The following is an 18,369-nucleotide window of genomic DNA, read 5'->3' on the forward strand; positions in this document are numbered from 1 at the left end:
AAGGCGGGCGCTGTGACGTATTGAGCGCCAGAATTATTCGATATTCTGAATTTGCTCGCGCATTTGCTCGATCAACACTTTTAATTCAATAGCGGAGTTAGTTACATCAGCGTTGATGGATTTGGACGCCAGGGTGTTCGACTCACGGTTAAATTCTTGCATCATGAAGTCCAGACGGCGACCTACCGCCTCTTTTTTCTTCAGAATGTTGTAAGTCTCTTTGACGTGCGCTTCCAGACGATCCAGCTCTTCCGCCACATCAATGCGTTGCGCCATCATCACCAGTTCTTGCTCCAGACGGTTGTTTTCAAGCTGTACCTGCGCGTCTTCCAGCTTGGCAACCAGGCGTTCACGCTGCCACCGCAAGATTTCCGGCATATGCGCGCGAACTTTCGCTACTTCGGCGCTGACGCCTTCCAGCCGTTGTTCAATCAGCGCTTTTAGCGCCTGGCCTTCCGTTTCACGCGCTACGATAAAGTCGTCCAGCGTACCGTCCAGCGCGGCTAAAATTTCTGCGGCAATCGCGTCCAGATCCTGCTCTTGCGCCGCCATGACACCTGGCCAGCGCAAAATATCAACCGGATTGATTTCCCCTTCGTCGCTCTGCATTTTGACCCAGTTTGCGGCGCTAACCAGTTGTTTTGCCAGCTTTTCATTCAGAATAAGCTCGCCTTGCGCGCTGGCATCGGGTTCAAAACGCAGCATGCATTCGACTTTGCCGCGCGTCAGACGTGTACGAATGCGCTCGCGCACGACGGGTTCAAGACTACGGAACTGTTCCGGCAGACGAAAGTAAGTTTCCAGATAACGCTGGTTTACCGAGCGCATTTCCCAGGTCGCGCTACCCCATTCACCCTTAATTTCACGCCGGGCGTAGGCGGTCATACTGCGGATCATAGATGTTCCCGTTTTTAAAGGAGAGATGAGGGGATTATAGCTATCCAGGCCTTGTCAGGATAGGAATAACCATCGGAAGTCCGTATAATGCGCAGCCACATTCGTTTTAAGTCGGAGATCTCAATATGCGTCCAGCAGGCCGTAGCGCTAATCAGGTGCGTCCCGTAACCCTGACCCGTAACTATACAAAACACGCTGAAGGCTCGGTACTGGTCGAATTTGGAGATACCAAAGTGTTGTGCACCGCCTCCATTGAAGAAGGCGTCCCGCGTTTTCTGAAAGGACAAGGCCAGGGGTGGATCACCGCTGAGTATGGCATGTTGCCTCGCGCCACCCATACCCGTAACGCGCGCGAAGCGGCAAAGGGTAAGCAGGGTGGTCGTACTATGGAAATTCAGCGTTTGATCGCGCGTGCGCTGCGTGCGGCGGTCGATCTGAAAACGCTCGGCGAATTTACCATTACGCTGGACTGCGATGTAATCCAGGCCGATGGCGGTACGCGTACAGCGTCTATTACCGGTGCCTGCGTGGCGTTGGCGGATGCGCTGAATAAGCTGGTTGCAAACGGTAAGCTGAAAACCAATCCGATGAAAGGCATGGTGGCGGCGGTTTCCGTAGGCATCGTTAACGGCGAAGCGATCTGCGATCTGGAGTATGTTGAAGATTCCGCCGCAGAAACCGACATGAACGTCGTGATGACCGAAGACGGCCGCATCATTGAAGTACAGGGCACCGCGGAAGGCGAACCGTTCAGCCATGAAGAACTTCTCACTTTGTTGGCGCTGGCCCGAGGGGGAATTGAATCCATTGTAGCGACGCAGAAGGCGGCGTTAGAAAATTGATTTTAAGGCGACTGAAAAGTCGCCTTTTTTTTGTCCGTAAATTTCGTAAATGATGAAAGTAAGAAAAGGAGCGAATCCATGAAGCCGTATCAGCGCCAGTTTATTGAGTTTGCGCTTAACAAGCAGGTACTAAAGTTTGGCGAGTTTACGCTGAAATCCGGGCGCCAAAGCCCCTATTTCTTCAACGCCGGGCTGTTTAATACCGGGCGCGACCTGGCGTTGTTAGGCCGTTTTTATGCCGAAGCTCTGGTTGATTCCGGTATTGAATTTGATCTGCTGTTTGGCCCCGCATACAAAGGTATTCCGATCGCGACGACGACAGCGGTTGCGCTGGCGGAACATCACGATAAAGACCTGCCGTACTGCTTTAACCGCAAAGAGGCAAAAGATCATGGCGAAGGCGGGAATTTGGTGGGCAGCGCGCTACAGGGCCGCGTGATGCTGGTGGATGACGTGATTACCGCAGGTACGGCGATTCGCGAGTCTATGGAGATTATTCAGGCGCACGGGGCCACGCTGGCAGGCGTACTGATTTCGCTGGATCGCCAGGAACGTGGCCGCGGCGAGATTTCCGCGATTCAGGAAGTGGAGCGTGACTATGGCTGTAAGGTTATCTCCATCATTACGCTGAAAGACCTGATTGCCTATCTGGAAGAAAAACCTGATATGGCTGAGCATCTGGCTGCTGTGCGGGCATACCGGGAAGAATTTGGGGTGTAAGCGAATTGCCCGGTGGCGCTACGCTTACCGGGCCTATGTTTCTGTCGCCTGGATAAGGCGTGAGCCGCTATCCGGTTAGCGTTACTGTAACTGAGCGGCAATGAGCGGCCAGCGGGCGTCGAAATCGTCCGTTGGACGGTATTTAAATTCGCTACGCACGAACCGTGAAAGCATACCTTCACAGAAGGCGAGCAGTTGACTTGCCAACAGTGTTTCATCCGTCGCGTAGCCTTCGCCTTCACGCATTCTTTTTTCTCGTAGCACCTGGCGGAGCTGCGCTTCGATGCGTTCAAAAAGCTGGTTAATGCGCCCCTGCAGGCGGTCCTGTTCAAACATCAGCGCGTGCCCGGTAAGAATGCGCGTCAGGCCAGGGTTGCGTTCGCCAAAACCCAGAATCAGCAACACAATCAGTCGCAAACGCGTGCTGGTGTCTTTTTCATCTTTTAAAATCAGGTTGATACGGGTAATCAGACTATCTTCGATAAACTCAATCAGGCTATCGAACATGCGGGTCTTGCTGGGAAAATGGCGATATAGCGCCGCTTCGGAAACGCCGACCGAGGCCGCCAGTTTTGCCGTCGTGATGCGTTGACTTCCATCGCTGGATTCAAGCATCAGCGCCAGTGATTGAAGTATTTCTTCGCGACGATTCCTTTTCGCAGTTTGTTTTTCTGCCATGTTACAAAATACCCCTGAAAATAAGCACTTGCCAGGCGAGCACCCACGCTATAACCGCAAACTCAGCGCTTGCGGCAGTATTATGACGTTATTGGGATGCGTACAATTTACTTACGGCCAGAATGACCGAAGCCGCCCTCGCCACGTTCGGTGGCGTCAAATGCTTCCACCAGATTAAATTCGGCCTGAACGACCGGAACAAACACCATTTGCGCGATACGTTCGCCCGGTTCAATGGTAAAACTGTCCTGACCACGGTTCCAGATCGAAACCATCAGTTGCCCCTGATAATCGGAATCAATCAGCCCGACCAGGTTGCCCAGCACGATACCATGTTTATGGCCCAGGCCCGAACGCGGCAACATGACTGCCGCCAGTGATGGATCGGCGATATGAATGGCCAGTCCGGTAGGCACCAACGTCGTTGCACCAGGCGCCAGTTCTACGGCGTCGTCGAGACAGGCGCGCAGGTCAAGCCCGGCAGAACCAGAAGTAGCATAAGTCGGCAGCGGAAACTGCTGACCAACACGCGGGTCCAGAATCTTAACGTCGATTTTTTTCATCATAACGGGTCACGATCTCGTCGAGTAATAATTGGCCCAGGAGTTCTTTTCGCTCAAGCGGTAAGACTTTATCTCCATCCTGCCAGAAAAGGTGTAAAGCGTTTTTATCGCTATTAAATCCCTGATTTGAAAGTGAAACATCATTTGCACAAATCAGGTCAAGGTTTTTACGGATACGTTTTTGCCGGGCGTATTCTTCCACATTATTCGTTTCCGCGGCAAACCCAACAACGTAGGGGCGATTGTCACTGAGCGCGGCCACCCCAGCGATAATGTCCGGGTTTTTGACCATTTTTATTAGTAATTCATCACTTTGCGCCGCCTGTTTTTTGATTTTTTCACTGGCGATAGTCTCTGCGCGATAGTCAGCCACGGCGGCGCAGCTAATGAAAATATGCTGCTGCTGAACGGCGGACTGAACAGCGGCTTCCATGTCCAGCGCAGTTATGACATCAACCCGTTTTACAAAAGGCGGCGTCAGTAGCGAAACGGGACCGGAGATCAGCGTGACATTTGCGCCGCGACGCGCGGCGGCCGCCGCAATAGCGAAGCCCATTTTACCGGAGCTGTGGTTGGAAATATAACGCACCGGGTCGAGCGGTTCGCGCGTCGGACCTGCCGTAATCATGATATTAAGATGTTGCAGATCGTTGACAGCAGCGAAATGCGCGACGGCCTTATCGACGATAATTAATGGGTCCAGCATTCGGCCAGGACCTACATCGCCACATGCCTGACTGCCGCTATCCGGCCCCCAAATGAACAGACCGCGAGAGGCGAGTACCTCCAGATTATGTTGCGTGGCGGCAGCGCGGTACATCTGTTGGTTCATGGCCGGAAGAACGGCTACCGGGGCTGGCGTCGCCAGGCAGATGGTGGAGACTAAATCATTAGCCATACCCGATGCTACACGGGCGATCAGATCGGCGGTCGCGGGGGCAAGAATAACCAGGTCGGCCCATTTCCCCAACTCGATATGCCCCATCGCGGCTTCGGCGGCAGGGTCAAGCAGACTGTCGGACACCGGATAACCCGACACTGCCTGTAAGCTCAGGGGGGTAATAAAGGCTTTTGCCGCCTCGGTCATTGCCACGCGCACGTCAGCGCCGCGCTCACGTAAACGGCGTACCAGCTCCGGCGTTTTATACGCAGCGATACCGCCGCTAACGCCGAGAACAATTTTTTTACCGGCCAGGCTCATCATGTCTTTCCTGTTGGGTGATTTTGAAAGGCGGCTATTTTATCACAATCTCTACGGCGTCGTGTCTTTGCCTGCGCTCCACTTTGCGAGGCGCTACGCAAGAACAAAATCGGGGCGTCGATCTCTCCCAAAGGCTGTGCCACTATGCCGCTTCCTTAAAAAAGGAGGTGCGCGTATGGATACGTTGGACGGATTATTGCCGCGTGAAAAAATGCTCAGATCCGGCATTGCTTCCCTTAGCGATGTTGAGTTGCTGGCGCTTTTTTTACGTACCGGCACGCCGGGAAAAGATGTTATGACGTTGGCAAAAGAGATGTTGCAGCGCTTTGGGTCGCTGTATGGCCTGCTGTCGGCGGACTTTGCGCAGTTTCGCGGCGTAAACGGTATCGGCCTGGCGAAATTCGCGCAGTTGAAAGGCATTGCTGAGCTGGCAAGGCGCTATTACAGCGTGCGCATGAATGAGGAAAGTGCGTTGCTAAGTCCGGAAATGACGCGGGAATTTCTGCAAAGCCAACTGACGGGCGAGGAGCGTGAGATCTTTCTGGTGATCTTCCTCGATGCCCAACACCGTGTGCTTCAGCACAGCCGCCTGTTTTCCGGCACGCTTAACCACGTAGAGGTGCATCCGCGTGAGATTGTCCGGGAAGCGATTAAACTCAATGCCTCGGCGGTCATTCTGGCGCATAATCACCCTTCAGGCTGCGCAGAGCCGAGTAAAGCGGATAAACTTATCACCGAGCGCGTGATAAAATGCTGCCAGTTTATGGATATCCGGGTGCTCGATCACCTGATAATTGGCCGCGGAGAGTACGTTTCTTTTGCCGAACGCGGCTGGATTTAAGGTACTTTGCGCGATCCATCGGGATCTTTGTCTGTTCGGGACTTGAGCATATCGCCGGGTCAGCGTATACTACGCCACCTTTGAGAATCTCGGGTTTGGCATTTGGGCCTGGCAATCGGGGGTTCACTTAGAACCGTCGTGACCGGGCTTTACAGCCTGACGAGGCGCCAATACCCCATACGAAGCTCGAGCTAATTTGATTTTTGGAGAATAGACATGTCCCGAGTCTGCCAAGTTACTGGCAAGCGTCCGGTGACCGGTAACAACCGTTCCCACGCACTGAACGCGACTAAACGCCGTTTCCTGCCTAACCTGCACTCTCACCGTTTCTGGGTTGAGAGCGAGAAGCGTTTTGTCACCCTGCGTGTATCTGCTAAAGGTATGCGTATCATCGATAAAAAAGGCATCGAAACAGTTCTGTCTGAACTGCGTGCCCGTGGCGAAAAGTACTAAGTACTAAGAGGAAATAAATCATGGCTAAAGGTATTCGTGAGAAAATCAAGCTGGTTTCTTCTGCTGGTACTGGTCACTTCTATACCACTACGAAGAACAAACGTACTAAACCGGAAAAACTGGAGCTGAAAAAATTCGATCCAGTTGTCCGTCAGCACGTGATCTACAAAGAAGCGAAAATCAAATAATTCTCGCTTTGATGTAACAAAAACCTCGCCTCGGCGGGGTTTTTTGTTTTTCTGGCCGTCCCCATATTAATAAGACCTGTCACACTGCCGGAGACGTTATGCCTGAATTACCCGAAGTTGAAACCAGCCGCCGGGGTATTGAACCCCATTTAGTTGGCGCTACTATTCTGCACGCCCATATCCGTAACGGTCGTCTGCGCTGGCCGGTTTCAGATGAAATTTATCGTCTGAGCGATACGCCCATCCTCAGCGTGCAGCGTCGTGCCAAGTATCTGCTGCTGGAGCTGCCTGACGGCTGGATAATCATTCACCTGGGGATGTCGGGAAGCTTGCGGATACTGGCGGAAGCGCTGCCGGCGGAAAAGCACGACCATGTCGATTTGGTGATGAGCAATGGCAAAATTCTACGTTATACCGATCCTCGCCGCTTTGGCGCCTGGTTATGGACCAAAGAGCTGGAAGGGCATAACGTACTGGCGCATCTGGGACCGGAGCCGCTAAGCGATGAGTTTAATGGCGAATATTTGCAGCAGAAATGCGCGAAGAAGAAGACGGCGATTAAACCCTGGCTGATGGATAACAAGCTGGTGGTCGGCGTGGGGAATATCTACGCCAGCGAGTCGCTGTTTGCCGCTGGTATTCACCCTGACCGCCTGGCGTCGTCACTCTCGACAGAGGAGTGCGACCTGCTGGCGCGAGTGATTAAAGCCGTTTTGCTGCGCTCTATCGAACAAGGCGGGACAACGCTGAAGGATTTTCTGCAAAGCGATGGAAAACCGGGCTATTTTGCGCAGGAGTTGCAGGTGTACGGGCGCAAAGGCGAGCCGTGTCGGGTATGCGGTACGCCGATAGTCGCAACGAAACACGCACAGCGTGCGACGTTCTATTGCCGTCACTGTCAGAAGTAAAACGCCAGGCCCGGCAAGGAGACTTATTTCAACTTATCCATTAGCGCCTGATGCACATTGTCCGGCAGAAAGTGGGTCACATCGCCCTGATGGCGCGCCACTTCTTTGACCAGCGACGATGAAATAAACGACCACTCTTTGGACGGCATCAGGAAAACGCTTTCCAGTTGCGGCATCAGATGACGATTCATATGCGCCAACTGCATTTCATATTCAAAATCCGCCACCGCGCGCAGACCACGAATCAGGATATTCGCCTGTCTGTCGCGGGCGAAATTGGCCATTAGGTCGCTAAAGCCCACCACCTCTACGTTACCCAAGTGTGCGGTCGCTTTTTGCGCCAGCGCCACACGTTCGTCCAGAGTGAACATGGGTTTCTTACCGGGGCTGGCGGCGATGGCCAGAATGACATGGTCGAACATCTGCGTTGCGCGCGTCACAATATCGAGATGACCGTTGGTAATCGGATCAAACGTGCCTGGATAAATCGCCCGTTTTTGCATGACAGCCCTCAATGCGTTTTCGGTGGCAGATAGGGTTCTAACAGTTGCAGCAGACGCTGGAGCGCGCCCTGATTTTGATAGAGCACTTCAACTGCGTGACGTCCGTAGAAATTACGATAATCAGCGTCGGTCAGTAAAGAGGAAACTTCTTTTGCCAGCGTAGCCGCATCAATAATAGTGATAAGTCCACTCGCCTGCTCCAGACGGGCGCAAATATCTTTAAAGTTAAAGGTATGCGGCCCCATCAGTACCGGAATCGCATGGGCGGCAGCCTCCAGCGGGTTATGACCGCCGCGCTCAACCAGTGAACCACCGACAAAGGCGAGATCGGCAATTCCATAGAGCAACATTAACTCGCCCATGGTATCGCCTACCACGACCTGAGTACTGGCGGACGGCACTTCGCCCGAAGAGCGAGTGATATAGCTTAACCCTGCCTGGCGCACAAGATTGATAGCATCCGGGAAACGCTCCGGATGGCGAGGCACCAGAATCAGTAATAAATTCGGGAATTGATGTAATAACGCCTGGTGAGCGGCGATAACGATACTCTCTTCGCCATCGTGGGTACTGGTGGCAATCCAGACTGGCCGGTGCGGCGCCCACTGGCTACGTAGCGTAACGGCTTTAGCCGCCAGTTGCGGCGTAACTGAAATATCAAATTTCAGACTACCTGTGACCGTGACTTGATTGTTCTTCGCGCCCAACGCCACAAAACGTTCGCCATCTTCTTCGTTTTGCGCGGCAATCAGGGTGATACGGCGCAGGAGCGTACGGACAAACTTGCCAAGCTTCGTATAACCCGCGGCGGAACGGGCGGAAAGCCGCGCATTAGCGATTACCAGCGGAATATGACGCTTATGCAGCGCAGCAATCAGATTTGGCCAGAGCTCAGTCTCCATGATCAATACCAGCTTAGGGTCAATCTTATTGAGGAAACGATTGAGCGCATCGGGCAAATCATAAGGCAAGTAAACGTGCTGAACATCGTTGCCAAAGGCAGACTGGACGCGCTCCGAGCCGGTCGGCGTCATGGTCGTTACGGTAATAGGCAGATCGGGATAGCGATGACGGAGAGCGCGGACCAATGGGATGGCCGCCAGAGTTTCGCCCACTGAGACGGAATGCAGCATGATTCCGCCCGGTTTCAACGGACGGCGGTAGAATCCGTAGCGTTCACCCCAGCGCTTACGATAGGCCGGCGCTTTACGTCCACGCACCCAAAGCCGTATCCAGATCAGAGGCTGAATAAGGTAGAGAAGAGCGGTGTAAAGCAATTCGAGCATAGTAAATAGCTGACTTATGGATGTGCTGGGGATTCTATGTATTTAGCCTGGGCTTTACCATTACTTTTCCCATTTTTGCGCCAAATTGGCTCAGAAGCGGGGATTCCAGGCGCGAAACCTCATTATTTTTGCATTTTTACGCAATCCATTGAAATTTGCCGCCCTTGTCGCCCCAGGCAATTGGAATGACCATTCAAAATAGAGGGGTAAATTAATATCTCTTTGAATTTATAATTAAAAAAATGATTGTGTATAAAATTTATTCGTATCGGATTGCTGCGAAAGAAGTGTTACACTAGCGCATCTAAAATGAGTGCGGTATTAGCCATCGGGTTGCTGTGAAGCCTGGGGCGGTAGCGTGCTTTTTTCTGCTTATTTATCCGGACAATTTCAACCAAAGAGTCGCTTGTGGAAAAGCCATTTCGAAGAATTCTGATTATAAAAATGCGTTTTCATGGAGACATGTTACTTACCACCCCAGTCATCAGTACGCTGAAGCAGAATTATCCCGATGCAAAAATCGATGTGCTTCTTTATCAGAACACCATACCGATATTGTCGGAAAATCCGGAGATTAATGCACTCTATGGCATCAGTAACAAAGGCGCAGGAACAAAAGAGAAGATTAAAAACGCGCTATCGCTGATCAAAAAATTGCGTGCTAACCCGTATGATCTGGTTGTCAATCTTACCGATCAGTGGAGCGTGGCGCTTATTGTGCGTTTTTTAGACGCAAAAATAAAAATCTCGCAGGATTTCGGTAATCGTCAGTCTGCTTTATGGAAAAAGAGCTTTACGCATTTAGTGCCTTATGCGGGAGAGCATGCTGTCGAGCGCACGTTATCCGCGCTAAAGCCGTTAGCGCTAAAACAGTATGTCACGGAAACCACCATGAGCTATCGCCCGGAACATTGGGAAAACATGCGACAACAGCTCAAACAACTTGGCGTAACCCGGCAATATGTCGTTATTCAGCCTACGGCACGGCAGCTATTTAAGTGCTGGGATAACGATAAATTCTCTCAGGTTATTGATGCCGTGCAGCGCCGTGGCTATCAGGTTGTACTGACGTCAGGCCCGGCCGCAGACGAGATGGCCTGCGTGGATGATATTGCACGCGGCTGTGAGACAAAACCGATTACCGGTCTGGCGGGTAAAACTCGCTTTCCTGAGTTGGGCGCATTGATTGACCATGCGGATCTGTTTATCGGTGTTGATTCGGCCCCCGGTCATATCGCCGCAGCAGTCAAAACGCCGGTCATTTGCCTTTTCGGCGCGACGGATCATGTGTTCTGGCGTCCCTGGACCGACGACATGATTCAGTTTTGGGCAGGGAATTATCAGCCGATGCCTGAACGGCATGAGCTTGATCGTAATAAAAAATACCTTTCCGTTATTCCGGCTGAAGATGTTATCGCCGCGACGGAAAAAATGCTGCCGCATGAGGCACGCCCAATAGATTTGGACAGCCTGCTATGAGAGTTGCCTTTTGCTTATATAAATATTTTCCTTTTGGTGGTCTGCAGCGTGATTTTATGCGCATTGCCCAAACCGTGGCGGCGCGAGGTCATCAGGTTCGTGTTTATACTCAGACATGGGAGGGGGAATGCCCGGATAACTTTGAATTAATCCGCGTGCCGGTTAAATCCCGTACGAACCACGGTCGTAACGCAGAATATTATGCCTGGGTACAACACCATTTGCGCGACCACCCCGTCGATCGGGTTGTTGGATTCAATAAGATGCCGGGCCTTGATGTGTATTATGCCGCGGACGTGTGTTACGCCGAAAAAGTCGCACAGGAAAAAGGTTTTTTCTATCGCCTGACATCACGTTACCGGCATTATGCTGCTTTTGAACGCGCCACGTTTGAACACGGCAAGCAGACGCAGCTATTAATGCTGACGAATAAGCAGATTGCTGACTTCCAAAAACATTATCAGACTGAAGCGGAGCGTTTCCATATTCTTCCTCCGGGGATTTACCCGGACAGAAAATATAGCCAACAGATCCCGAACAGTCGTCAAATTTATCGTCAGAAAAATGGTATCTCAGAACAGCAAAAATTACTGTTGCAAGTAGGGTCTGACTTTACCCGTAAAGGTGTAAATCGCTCTATTGAAGCGCTGGCATCGCTACCCGAATCTTTACGACAAAATACGGTGCTCTATGTTGTCGGACAGGATAAGCCGAAGAAGTTTGCAGCACTGGCTGAAAGAAGCGGCGTCGGCACGAATGTGCATTTTTTCTCCGGACGTAGTGATATCGCGGAATTAATGGCGGCAGCCGACCTTTTACTGCATCCAGCCTATCAGGAAGCCGCTGGTATTGTTTTGCTGGAAGCCATTACTGCTGGTTTGCCGGTATTGACAACCGCGGTGTGCGGTTATGCACATTATATTGTGGATGCAAACTGTGGCGAAGCGATGGCTGAACCTTTCCGTCAGGATGTGCTAAATGAGGTTTTACTCAAAGCGCTGACACAGCCTTCCTTACGCAGCGCCTGGGCTGAAAATGCGCGGTATTATGCTGATACCCAGGATTTATACAGCTTACCGGAGAAGGCCGCAGATATTATTACAGGTGATTTAGATGGTTGAGCTGAAAGCGCCGTTAACCACACTATGGCGCGGTAAAGATGCTTTTGAGGAAGTGAAAACGTTACAGGGCGAAGTGTTCAGAGAGCTGGAGACGCGTCGAACATTGCGGTTTGAGCTGGACGGCAAAAGCTACTTCCTGAAGTGGCATAAAGGTACTTCTCTAAAAGAAATTGTGAAGAATCTGATTTCATTACGTATGCCTGTTCTGGGCGCTGACAGAGAATGGCACGCCATTCACCGCCTGCAAGAGCTAGGGGTAGATACGATGCACGGCGTTGGTTTTGGTGAAAAAGGCGTAAACCCGCTAACCAGAACATCATTTATTATCACCGAAGATTTAACGCCCACGATTAGCCTTGAAGACTACTGCGCTGACTGGGCTGTTAATCCACCGGACGTGCAGGTGAAGCGGATGATCATTAAGCGTGTTGCGACCATGGTACGTAAAATGCACGTCGGGGGAATTAACCATCGCGACTGTTATATTTGCCACTTTCTTCTGCATTTGCCTTTCACTGGCCGCGAAGAGGATTTAAAAATCTCCGTAATCGACCTGCATCGCGCGCAGATACGCCAGCGCGTTCCCCTTCGCTGGCGTGATAAAGATTTAATTGGGCTTTATTTTTCTTCAATGAATATTGGCCTGACTCAGCGAGATATATTCCGGTTTATGCGTGAGTATTTCTCTCTTCCCCTGCGAGAGATTTTGCGAAAAGAATCGGGGTTGATTCATCAGGCGGATGTTAAAGCCGCACGAATCAAAGAAAGAACAATAAGGAAAAATCTTTAATATAAATGCTGTATTTATAAATAGCATAGAGGCTGTATGTTCCTTTTCATATGCATGACTAATTTACAATTGCTCATTGCGCGGTCAATTATAGAAAAAGAGCAGTTGAAGAGTGTTGATGTTTTATTTATTGGCGATGTAGATAACGTAAAAAATCAGTACTATTTAAAAAAAATGCAACCGTTATGTCGGTACTCAAGCATAGTCTCTCAGGTTTCAAAATTTTCGGCATTTAAAACGATTCATAGAACACGGTATGCTAAAAAAATCATGGAATCATATGCCAGAGAATATCATACCGTTTTCTTTGCGAATTTTCATGTCCCACTTATACACCATATTTTATCGTGTATCTCTTTTTCTGAAATAAAAACCTTTGATGATGGTACAAATAATATCAATCAGAAAAGTATAATGTATGAAAATAAGAATATAAGCGCAACATCAAAGTTAATACGAAAACTGATGGGGCGTAAATATCATAAAGATGAAATATTAAAGTTAGACGCAAAACATTATACTCTATTCCCTAACAGAACCAACATAATTAAAAAAACCGAAGGAATTATATTGGTACACCACAACGGTCTTCCTGATACGAATAATGGCTTTAAAAAAGTATTATTGGGCACTGTATATACTGATGCGTTAAAAAATAAAGAAGATGAGAGTATTTTTCTTGAGCATATTCAGCGGTTTATTAAGGAAGAAGCGGTTGATATATATATTCCTCATCCTCGATATGACTCGCATCATTTTAATGGTGTATTGAATGTTAACTCTGAAATGATAGCCGAGGACATTATTTTAGAATATCTGGAGCAGGGGATGGCATTAGAGATATATGGATTTAATAGCACAGTTCAGTATAATCTAAATAATATCTCAGCTATCAAAAACTATAAAATAACCAGCCATTTTCTAAAAGATAGCTTTAATCATGGACTGGGCTTCGATTTTAATCAGGTCTCAGTATAAATATAGTGTTGATTGGGTTTGTTCTTACAGTATCTTAAAAGTGAAGGAAGCCGAATAACATGAGTGTCAGCAGATGGTGACTTCATTGAAAATAGCGTTTATTGGCGAAGCGGTATCTGGTTTTGGAGGGATGGAAACTGTTATTAGTAACGTTATCCATACGTTTGAAAACAACTCTCCGAAAATCAACTGTGAAATGTTTTTCTTTTGTCGTAATGACAAAATGGATAAAGCATGGCTAAAAGAGATTAAATATGCGCAATCATTCTCAAATATAAAATTAAGTTTTCTGCGTCGAGCTAGACATGTTTATAATTTTAATCAGTGGCTGAAAAAAACGTCACCGGATATTGTGATATGTATTGATGTTATCTCATGTCTTTATGCCAATAAAGCACGAAAGAAAAGTGGTAAACAGTTTACTATTTTCTCATGGCCGCATTTTTCTCTCGACCATAAAAAACATGCGGAATGTATAACGTATGCAGATTATCATCTGGCCATCAGTAGTGGTATTAAAGAACAGATGATGGCACGGGGGATCTCAGGGCAAGATATTAGCGTCGTTTATAATCCTGTCTCTAGTAAAGCAATCATTGTGCCGCCGCCTGAGCGCGATAAGCCCGCTGTATTTCTCTATGTAGGGCGTCTTAAATTTGAAGGGCAGAAAAGAGTTAAAGATTTATTTGATGGTTTGGCTCGAACGACAGGGGAATGGCAGCTACATATTATTGGTGATGGCTCAGATTTTGAAAAGTGCCAGGCCTATAGCCGGGAGCTTGGTATTGAGCAGCGTGTGATCTGGTATGGTTGGCAAAGCGCGCCGTGGCAAGTCGTACAGCAAAAAATAAAAAATGTCACCGCGTTACTACTTACCTCTGCATTTGAGGGATTTCCTATGACCCTGCTGGAAGCAATGTCATATGGAATTCCGTGTATTAGTTCTGATTGTATGTCTGGTCCGCGCGATATGATTAAACCCGGTTTGAATGGTGAGCTTTACACGCCGGGTGCTATAGATGATTTTGTAGGACATCTTAATCGAGTTATTTCCGGTGAAGTAAAATATCATCACGATATAATTCCCGGCACGATTGAGAGATTTTACGATGTGCTATATTTTAAAAATTTTTATAATGCGATATTCTCGAAATTACAAAAGTGATCACTATGAGCAGAAAATATTTTGAAGAAGAAGTCATTCAACAGACTTTAGATTATAACTATGCACAACATAGTGATGCTAATAAATTTAATATAGCTTATGGGATTGATAAAAACTTTCTTTTTGGCTGTGGTGTCTCTATTGCATCGGTTCTCCTTGCTAACCCAGAGAAGGCGTTAGCTTTCCATGTTTTTACTGATTCCTTTGGCCCTGAAGACCAGCAGCGATTTGATGCATTAGCAAAACAGTACGCTACGCAGATCGTTGTTTATTTAATTGATTGTGAGCGATTAAAATCGCTACCCAGTACCAAAAACTGGACCTATGCAACATACTTTAGATTCATTATAGCCGACTATTTTTCAGATAAAACAGATAGAGTGCTTTATCTGGATGCAGATATTGCATGTAAAGGAAGTATTCAGGAACTTATTGATCTTAATTTCGCTAAAAATGAGATTGCGGCGGTCGTTGCTGAAGGCGAGTTGGAATGGTGGACTAAGCGCTCGGTTAGCCTGGCAACGCCTGGGCTGGTTTCTGGCTATTTTAATGCCGGTTTTATCTTAATTAATATACCTCTTTGGGCCGCAGAAAATATCTCTAAGAAAGCGATTGAAATGCTAAAAGATCCGGAGGTGGTACAGCGCATAACACACCTTGATCAGGATGTATTAAATATATTATTAGTGAATAAAGCGCGTTTTGTTGATAAAAAATTTAATACGCAATTTAGTCTTAACTATGAATTAAAAGATTCAGTTATTAATCCAGTTGATGCTGAGACTGTATTTGTTCATTATATCGGACCAACGAAGCCCTGGCATAGTTGGGGGGCTTATCCGGTGTCACAATATTTTTTACAGGCTAAGAGCAACTCACCATGGTCTCATTGCGCACTGTTAAATCCAGTCACTAGCCATCAATTACGTTATGCGGCGAAGCATATGTTTAATCAGAAGCATTATACTTCGGGTATAAATTATTATATAGCCTACTTTAAACGTAAACTTCTTGAATAAAACCCATAGGTGATGTGATGGATTCATTTCCTGAGATAGAAATAACTGAATATAAAGTTTTTGATGAAAGTAATAATAATGATGATAGTAACATATTAAATATTTCTTATGGCGTTGACGAAAACTATCTTGATGGTGTAGGGGTGTCAATTGCTTCAGTTGTATTAAACAATAATATCCCGCTCGCTTTTCACATTATTTGTGATTCATACTCCCCGTGTTTTGTTAAATATATAGAGCGTTTAGCCGTACAGCACCACATTAAAATCTCTCTTTACCTTATTAAAGTAGAAAGCCTTGAGGTATTGCCTCAAACTAAAGTATGGTCAAGAGCAATGTATTTTCGTTTATTTGCTTTCGATTATCTTAGCAAGAAGGTAAACACATTACTTTATTTGGATGCCGATGTTGTATGCAAAGGTTCTTTGCAAGATCTTCTACGGCTTGATCTGACAGAGAAGATTGCTGCGGTCGTAAAAGATGTTGATTCCATCCAGAATAAGGTAAATGAGAGATTAAGAACATTTAATTTACAAGGTGGTTATTTTAACTCCGGCGTGGTTTTTGTTAACCTGAAATTATGGAAAGAGAATGCCTTAACAGAAAAAGCCTTTTTACTCCTGGCGGGTAAAGACGCAGATTCTTTTAAATATCCTGATCAGGATGTTTTAAATATTCTTCTACAGAATAAAGTCGTTTTCCTACCACGACCGTATAATACTATTTATACTATCAAAAGTGAGTTGAAAGACAGAACACATAAGAAATATAGCAATATAATTAATGAGAATACTATTTTAATTCATTATACGGGTGCAACTAAGCCCTGGCATGCCTGGGCAAATTATCCTTCAGTTATCTATTACAAAAATGCACGCCTGAACTCACCCTGGAAAGATTTTCCCGCAAAAGATGCGCGTACCATCGTTGAATTTAAGAAGCGATATAAACATCTTTTCGTGCAGGGTCATTACTTCAAAGGCCTTCTGGCTGGAAGCGCATATCTTTATCGTAAACTTTTCCACAAATAATTCCCTTCCCTAAATCTCCATTATGATTATTGAACAAAAGGTTAAAAACTATACGGTCTTTGTCAAAAAAGACGGTGAAAAATACATTGAGATATTCAAAGATTTTCTATCTTATAATCATCAGGTTATTAAAGTCTTTCGTAATATAAAAGACACAAAAGTTGTATTGATTAATACAGACTACGGGAAATATATTCTCAAAGTATTTAGTCCGAAAGTAAAAAATACTGAACGCTTTTTCAAATCGTTGGTAAAAGGAGATTACTACGAAAAGCTTTTTTGTCAGACAGATCGTGTACGGCGGGAAGGGTTTGAGGCGCTTAATGATTTTTACCTGCTGGCGGAAATTAAAACGTTACGCTATGTAAAAACATATGTGATGCTAATTGAGTATATCGAAGGTATTGAGCTTGTTGATATGCCAGAAATTTCTGACGAGGTGAGAGAGAAAATCAAACAGTCGATATATTCTCTGCATCAGCACGGTATGGTTTCGGGCGATCCCCATAAAGGTAATTTTATCCTGCAAGGTAATGAGATCAGAATTATCGATTTGTCCGGAAAAAGACCTTCTCGACAACGACAAGCAAAGGATCGTATTGATTTAGAAAGACATTATGGTATTAAAAATAATGTAGAAGATATCGGATTTTACTTATTGATTTATAAGAAAAAACTTCGAAATTTCCTTCGCCGTATTAAGGGTAAGGAAAGACGCTGATCAATGTAGCACGTTTAGTTTAGTTTAAGGGACAGGCTGGCTTTTATTTGCTGTAACGTTATGACATACTGGAGAGAATTTGAGATGTAATATTAGTAATTTATTATAACATTTATTTATAGGTTGCATGATAAACATACGAGTTTTTTATGGGCAGCGTTAACTTTATAACTCACGCCGATGTTCTGCAACTTATTGCGAAAAGAACGGCTGAAGATTGTATTATTTTTCTTTCTGGTCCCACATCCAGAAAGACGCCGCTGTCCTTGTTACGAGTGAAAGATGTCATTGCAGTCAATGGTTCTGTTCAATATTTGCTAAACAATAATGTCAAGCCATTTTTGTACCTCCTGACGGATGTTCGATTCCTCCATCACCGGCGCGAAGATTTTTATAAATTTAGTAGTAATAGTCAGTTTACTATCGTCAATCTTGATGTGTACGAACAGGCATCAGCGGATGATAAAAAATATATTGAAGAAAATTGTTTAATTATTCGCTCCTTTTATCGCCGAGAAAAAGGGGGCTTTTTAAAGAAAATTAAATTTAATTTCCTTAAGCGGATTTATAAAGCATTACTTATTTCAGTCCCTCTCTCAAAAAGAGGACGACTGACTGGGTTTTGCAAAGATATCAGTATCGGCTATTGCTCTTGTCATACCATTGCTTATACCGCTATTCAGGTTGCCTATTCCCTGAAGTACGGCCGTATTATATGTTCTGGGCTTGACTTAACGGGGAGTTGCCCACGTTTCTATGACGAAGCTTCCAGCCCTATGCCTTCTGAGCTTAGTAAAGATCTGTTTAAAATACTGCCATTTTTTACTTTTATGAGAAAAAATGTCAGTGATTTAAATATCTTTAATTTATCAGATGATACTGCAATTCATTACGATATTATTCCATATATTAAAGCCTCAGAACTTGAGGATGAAATATATTACGATAAAATCATCTAAATACTAAAAACTCACTATTTTGTGCC

At 46.5% G+C, this 18,369-nt stretch carries 21 protein-coding genes; 15 read left to right on the top strand and 6 right to left on the bottom strand.

Annotated elements, in window-relative coordinates; translation table 11 throughout:
* Positions 1-33: 33 nt before the first annotated feature.
* Positions 34-897 (bottom strand): YicC/YloC family endoribonuclease, encoded by an 864-nt coding sequence (locus ACE15A_RS00460; protein ID WP_053509308.1) that lies wholly within the window; start codon positions 895-897, stop codon positions 34-36.
* A gap of 125 nt (positions 898-1,022) precedes the next feature.
* Here ACE15A_RS00460 and rph point away from each other — a divergent pair, with 125 nt between their 5' ends.
* Positions 1,023-1,739 (top strand): ribonuclease PH, encoded by a 717-nt coding sequence (rph, locus tag ACE15A_RS00465; protein ID WP_001247078.1) that lies wholly within the window; start codon positions 1,023-1,025, stop codon positions 1,737-1,739.
* Positions 1,740-1,817: 78 nt separating this feature from the next.
* Entirely contained in the window at positions 1,818-2,459 is a 642-nt protein-coding gene (gene pyrE, locus ACE15A_RS00470) for an orotate phosphoribosyltransferase (protein WP_023247291.1), read from the top strand.
* 81 nt (positions 2,460-2,540) lie between these two features.
* Here pyrE and slmA read toward each other — a convergent pair whose 3' ends face one another.
* The 3 genes from slmA to coaBC form a co-directional block, all read right to left on the bottom strand.
* Complete coding sequence (slmA, locus tag ACE15A_RS00475; RefSeq protein WP_023247292.1) at positions 2,541-3,137, bottom strand: nucleoid occlusion factor SlmA; 597 nt, start codon at positions 3,135-3,137, stop codon at positions 2,541-2,543.
* A 107-nt stretch (positions 3,138-3,244) separates the two neighbouring features.
* Positions 3,245-3,703, bottom strand: coding sequence for a dUTP diphosphatase (gene dut, locus ACE15A_RS00480; protein WP_000976078.1), 459 nt, complete (start codon positions 3,701-3,703; stop codon positions 3,245-3,247).
* Positions 3,681-4,901 (bottom strand): bifunctional phosphopantothenoylcysteine decarboxylase/phosphopantothenate--cysteine ligase CoaBC, encoded by a 1,221-nt coding sequence (gene coaBC / locus ACE15A_RS00485; RefSeq protein ID WP_114048390.1) that lies wholly within the window; start codon positions 4,899-4,901, stop codon positions 3,681-3,683. Before coaBC ends, dut begins: the two co-directional genes overlap by 23 nt.
* Positions 4,902-5,076: 175 nt before the next feature.
* On the opposite strand from coaBC, the gene radC reads away from it, so the two are divergent.
* From radC to mutM, 4 genes are all read left to right on the top strand, one after another.
* Complete coding sequence (gene radC / locus ACE15A_RS00490; RefSeq protein WP_023247295.1) at positions 5,077-5,742, top strand: DNA repair protein RadC; 666 nt, start codon at positions 5,077-5,079, stop codon at positions 5,740-5,742.
* 216 nt (positions 5,743-5,958) lie between these two features.
* A complete protein-coding gene (gene rpmB, locus ACE15A_RS00495) occupies positions 5,959-6,195 on the top strand; it encodes a 50S ribosomal protein L28 (RefSeq protein ID WP_001519051.1) in 237 nt (78 codons plus the stop codon).
* 20 nt (positions 6,196-6,215) lie between these two features.
* A complete protein-coding gene (rpmG, locus tag ACE15A_RS00500) occupies positions 6,216-6,383 on the top strand; it encodes a 50S ribosomal protein L33 (protein ID WP_001051798.1) in 168 nt (55 codons plus the stop codon).
* A 98-nt stretch (positions 6,384-6,481) separates the two neighbouring features.
* On the top strand, positions 6,482-7,291 hold the full coding sequence (gene mutM, locus ACE15A_RS00505) for a bifunctional DNA-formamidopyrimidine glycosylase/DNA-(apurinic or apyrimidinic site) lyase (RefSeq protein ID WP_023247296.1): 810 nt from the start codon (positions 6,482-6,484) through the stop codon (positions 7,289-7,291).
* A 23-nt stretch (positions 7,292-7,314) separates the two neighbouring features.
* On the opposite strand, the gene coaD is transcribed toward mutM, so the two are convergent.
* Both coaD and waaA read right to left on the bottom strand, forming a co-directional pair.
* A complete protein-coding gene (coaD, locus tag ACE15A_RS00510) occupies positions 7,315-7,794 on the bottom strand; it encodes a pantetheine-phosphate adenylyltransferase (RefSeq protein WP_001171884.1) in 480 nt (159 codons plus the stop codon).
* Between the two features lie 8 nt (positions 7,795-7,802).
* Positions 7,803-9,080 carry a lipid IV(A) 3-deoxy-D-manno-octulosonic acid transferase gene (gene waaA / locus ACE15A_RS00515; protein ID WP_023247297.1) on the bottom strand — a complete coding sequence of 426 codons (1,278 nt, stop codon included), beginning with the start codon at positions 9,078-9,080 and terminating at the stop codon, positions 7,803-7,805.
* A 408-nt stretch (positions 9,081-9,488) separates the two neighbouring features.
* Between waaA and rfaQ the strand changes: the two genes are divergently transcribed.
* From rfaQ to waaZ, 9 genes are all read left to right on the top strand, one after another.
* Positions 9,489-10,559 carry a lipopolysaccharide core heptosyltransferase RfaQ gene (gene rfaQ / locus ACE15A_RS00520; protein ID WP_071790770.1) on the top strand — a complete coding sequence of 357 codons (1,071 nt, stop codon included), beginning with the start codon at positions 9,489-9,491 and terminating at the stop codon, positions 10,557-10,559.
* Positions 10,556-11,680, top strand: coding sequence for a glycosyltransferase family 4 protein (locus ACE15A_RS00525; RefSeq protein WP_053509312.1), 1,125 nt, complete (start codon positions 10,556-10,558; stop codon positions 11,678-11,680). The genes rfaQ and ACE15A_RS00525 overlap by 4 nt, the downstream gene beginning before the upstream one ends.
* Positions 11,673-12,470 carry a lipopolysaccharide core heptose(I) kinase RfaP gene (gene rfaP, locus ACE15A_RS00530; RefSeq protein ID WP_053509314.1) on the top strand — a complete coding sequence of 266 codons (798 nt, stop codon included), beginning with the start codon at positions 11,673-11,675 and terminating at the stop codon, positions 12,468-12,470. The genes ACE15A_RS00525 and rfaP overlap by 8 nt, the downstream gene beginning before the upstream one ends.
* Positions 12,471-12,524: 54 nt before the next feature.
* The gene (locus ACE15A_RS00535; protein ID WP_077950628.1) at positions 12,525-13,448 is read left to right on the top strand and encodes a glycosyltransferase family 52; all 924 of its coding nucleotides are present in this window, start codon (positions 12,525-12,527) and stop codon (positions 13,446-13,448) included.
* An 85-nt stretch (positions 13,449-13,533) separates the two neighbouring features.
* Complete coding sequence (gene waaB, locus ACE15A_RS00540; RefSeq protein ID WP_053509383.1) at positions 13,534-14,613, top strand: lipopolysaccharide 1,6-galactosyltransferase; 1,080 nt, start codon at positions 13,534-13,536, stop codon at positions 14,611-14,613.
* A 5-nt stretch (positions 14,614-14,618) separates the two neighbouring features.
* Positions 14,619-15,632 carry a lipopolysaccharide 3-alpha-galactosyltransferase gene (waaO, locus tag ACE15A_RS00545; RefSeq protein WP_053509318.1) on the top strand — a complete coding sequence of 338 codons (1,014 nt, stop codon included), beginning with the start codon at positions 14,619-14,621 and terminating at the stop codon, positions 15,630-15,632.
* Between the two features lie 17 nt (positions 15,633-15,649).
* Complete coding sequence (rfaJ, locus tag ACE15A_RS00550) at positions 15,650-16,663, top strand: lipopolysaccharide 1,2-glucosyltransferase RfaJ (protein WP_053509320.1); 1,014 nt, start codon at positions 15,650-15,652, stop codon at positions 16,661-16,663.
* A 22-nt stretch (positions 16,664-16,685) separates the two neighbouring features.
* On the top strand, positions 16,686-17,384 hold the full coding sequence (rfaY, locus tag ACE15A_RS00555; protein ID WP_053509322.1) for a lipopolysaccharide core heptose(II) kinase RfaY: 699 nt from the start codon (positions 16,686-16,688) through the stop codon (positions 17,382-17,384).
* Between the two features lie 149 nt (positions 17,385-17,533).
* Entirely contained in the window at positions 17,534-18,343 is an 810-nt protein-coding gene (waaZ, locus tag ACE15A_RS00560) for a 3-deoxy-D-manno-oct-2-ulosonate III transferase WaaZ (protein ID WP_053509324.1), read from the top strand.
* The last annotated feature ends 26 nt before the right edge of the window (positions 18,344-18,369 follow it).

The sequence above is a fragment of the Salmonella sp. HY31 genome, assembly GCF_042604575.1.
Lineage (GTDB): Bacteria > Pseudomonadota > Gammaproteobacteria > Enterobacterales > Enterobacteriaceae > Salmonella > Salmonella diarizonae.

Excerpts from the sequence above, each read along its gene's own strand:
- rfaY (WP_053509322.1), top strand. The coding sequence starts at position 16,686 with ATGATTATTGAACAAAAGGTTAAAAACTATACGGTCTTTGTCAAAAAA.
- waaO (WP_053509318.1), top strand. The coding sequence starts at position 14,619 with ATGAGCAGAAAATATTTTGAAGAAGAAGTCATTCAACAGACTTTAGAT.
- rpmB (WP_001519051.1), top strand. The coding sequence starts at position 5,959 with ATGTCCCGAGTCTGCCAAGTTACTGGCAAGCGTCCGGTGACCGGTAAC.
- rfaP (WP_053509314.1), top strand. The coding sequence starts at position 11,673 with ATGGTTGAGCTGAAAGCGCCGTTAACCACACTATGGCGCGGTAAAGAT.
- radC (WP_023247295.1), top strand. The coding sequence starts at position 5,077 with ATGGATACGTTGGACGGATTATTGCCGCGTGAAAAAATGCTCAGATCC.
- mutM (WP_023247296.1), top strand. The coding sequence starts at position 6,482 with ATGCCTGAATTACCCGAAGTTGAAACCAGCCGCCGGGGTATTGAACCC.
- rfaJ (WP_053509320.1), top strand. The coding sequence starts at position 15,650 with ATGGATTCATTTCCTGAGATAGAAATAACTGAATATAAAGTTTTTGAT.
- waaA (WP_023247297.1), bottom strand. The coding sequence starts at position 9,080 with ATGCTCGAATTGCTTTACACCGCTCTTCTCTACCTTATTCAGCCTCTG.
- ACE15A_RS00460 (WP_053509308.1), bottom strand. The coding sequence starts at position 897 with ATGATCCGCAGTATGACCGCCTACGCCCGGCGTGAAATTAAGGGTGAA.
- slmA (WP_023247292.1), bottom strand. The coding sequence starts at position 3,137 with ATGGCAGAAAAACAAACTGCGAAAAGGAATCGTCGCGAAGAAATACTT.
- coaD (WP_001171884.1), bottom strand. The coding sequence starts at position 7,794 with ATGCAAAAACGGGCGATTTATCCAGGCACGTTTGATCCGATTACCAAC.
- pyrE (WP_023247291.1), top strand. The coding sequence starts at position 1,818 with ATGAAGCCGTATCAGCGCCAGTTTATTGAGTTTGCGCTTAACAAGCAG.
- waaZ (WP_053509324.1), top strand. The coding sequence starts at position 17,534 with ATGGGCAGCGTTAACTTTATAACTCACGCCGATGTTCTGCAACTTATT.
- ACE15A_RS00535 (WP_077950628.1), top strand. The coding sequence starts at position 12,525 with ATGACTAATTTACAATTGCTCATTGCGCGGTCAATTATAGAAAAAGAG.
- dut (WP_000976078.1), bottom strand. The coding sequence starts at position 3,703 with ATGATGAAAAAAATCGACGTTAAGATTCTGGACCCGCGTGTTGGTCAG.
- rpmG (WP_001051798.1), top strand. The coding sequence starts at position 6,216 with ATGGCTAAAGGTATTCGTGAGAAAATCAAGCTGGTTTCTTCTGCTGGT.
- ACE15A_RS00525 (WP_053509312.1), top strand. The coding sequence starts at position 10,556 with ATGAGAGTTGCCTTTTGCTTATATAAATATTTTCCTTTTGGTGGTCTG.
- rph (WP_001247078.1), top strand. The coding sequence starts at position 1,023 with ATGCGTCCAGCAGGCCGTAGCGCTAATCAGGTGCGTCCCGTAACCCTG.
- coaBC (WP_114048390.1), bottom strand. The coding sequence starts at position 4,901 with ATGAGCCTGGCCGGTAAAAAAATTGTTCTCGGCGTTAGCGGCGGTATC.